Source organism: Candidatus Schmidhempelia bombi str. Bimp (genome assembly GCF_000471645.3).
Classification (GTDB): Bacteria; Pseudomonadota; Gammaproteobacteria; order Enterobacterales; family Orbaceae; genus Utexia; species Utexia bombi.
Map to the genome: position 1 here is coordinate 1 of NZ_AWGA01000102.1, position 1,470 is coordinate 1,470.

The 1,470-nt window shown below is 29.5% G+C and carries 2 protein-coding genes and 1 pseudogene; all 3 read left to right on the forward strand.

Translation table 11 applies throughout. From position 1 onward, the window contains the following. Positions 1–600 (forward strand): annotated as a pseudogene (locus O970_RS09985) (hypothetical protein); the annotation flags it as partial. Between the two features lie 9 nt (positions 601–609). Continuing rightward, a complete protein-coding gene (locus tag O970_RS09070) occupies positions 610–876 on the forward strand; it encodes a hypothetical protein (RefSeq protein ID WP_133459383.1) in 267 nt (88 codons plus the stop codon). A gap of 101 nt (positions 877–977) precedes the next feature. Continuing rightward, the coding region (locus tag O970_RS09075; RefSeq protein ID WP_133459384.1) for a hypothetical protein at positions 978–1,470 on the forward strand (493 nt) is incomplete at its 3' end.

The following is a 1,470-nucleotide window of genomic DNA, read 5'->3' on the forward strand; positions in this document are numbered from 1 at the left end:
TTAGCTAAAGGTAAAGAATCCTCATCATTCAATTTAACAAAGGAAAACGATTTTGATGCAATTAATTTAGGACAAAGCATAAGGAAAGATAATACTAGTAATAAAGAAAGCAGAACTGAAGCCCATATTAACTTTAAAACAACAAAAGAGAATAAATATAATGATAAGAAAGATATTTTCAAAAAAATTAGACCAACGGTAGCAACGTCTAATGAGTTTTATTTAATCCTTGATGGAAAAAATGGTATTCTATCGACCCTTTCAAAGGATGGTATTATTGATTTTAAAATTAATGCTGTCAATTCTTCAATCCGAGGTTCCGATATGTTTTCACAAATGATGAATCATTATGGCATAAATGTTAAACATATAAGAGGCAATTGGATGAATCTTGAAAAATCTTCTACAAATAAAAATCTTGGTATCATTAATAAATTGACTTCTCAAGGTGTTTCTTTGGAAGAAGCGGTAACTAAGACTTGGACAGCTAAACAAGCTGCTAAGTATGGATTTTCTCAAGTGGAAATTTTATTATCACGAGTAAAAGGAACATCAGGTAATTATACAAAGATTGAAGTATTATTTTCTAAATCGAAATGAGGTTATAAAATGAATCTAAATGAAGAATTATTAGAACTATTAAGAGAACAGGCTAAAAAAGGTAAAAAAATCAATTTCTTAATAAAATTAATAAGGGATAGCGTTGATTCTAATGATTTTAATTCTTTTCTTGTAATGAATTACTTTATGCAAGCATATCATTTATCTTTCTATCAGATAAAAGAGTTACCTGGTGCTTTTTGTATGGGTGGAGGTGTGTACTCTGATGAGGAAATAAATGCACTTATTTATCCACATATAAAGAAAAATTGGTAATAGTCGTATTGTCTTTTTGTGATTAAATATAATAGAAATATAACTTATGTTAAGTCTTAATGACTAAATATTGGTGATGAAAATATTAAAGAGCTAGTATTATGATAGTTAGAATAGAACTTAATCAATTAGAAAATCGAAATAATTACTACTTTTATAACGATATATTATTTACAGGTGAAGCCTACGATCATCGAGATAATAGGCTTTATCAGGTATATGAAATAACCGATGGTATTATTACTGGTAGTCGTGACTATGGTTTTTTAGAAGCTGAAGGCATGATAAAAGTCGATTATGACTTACTAGTTAGTGGTGATTTTGATTATGAAATGAACGATATTCCGTATACTTATCATGATAAACCATTTACGGGGTTATGCTACGAATATAGTTTTGGATTTGTAAAGGTTGAACATTTATGCATTGATGGTTGGATTGTTAAGAGTGTTGGCTATGTCCCTGATGGCACAGGAAGAATAAGAAGGTATGAAGAAAAGCATATTGATATTACCGAAACAACGGGAGATAGGGTAGGTAATAGAGAGTGGTCTTTGGAGTGGGAAAACAATACATATAAAAGGATTGAATCAA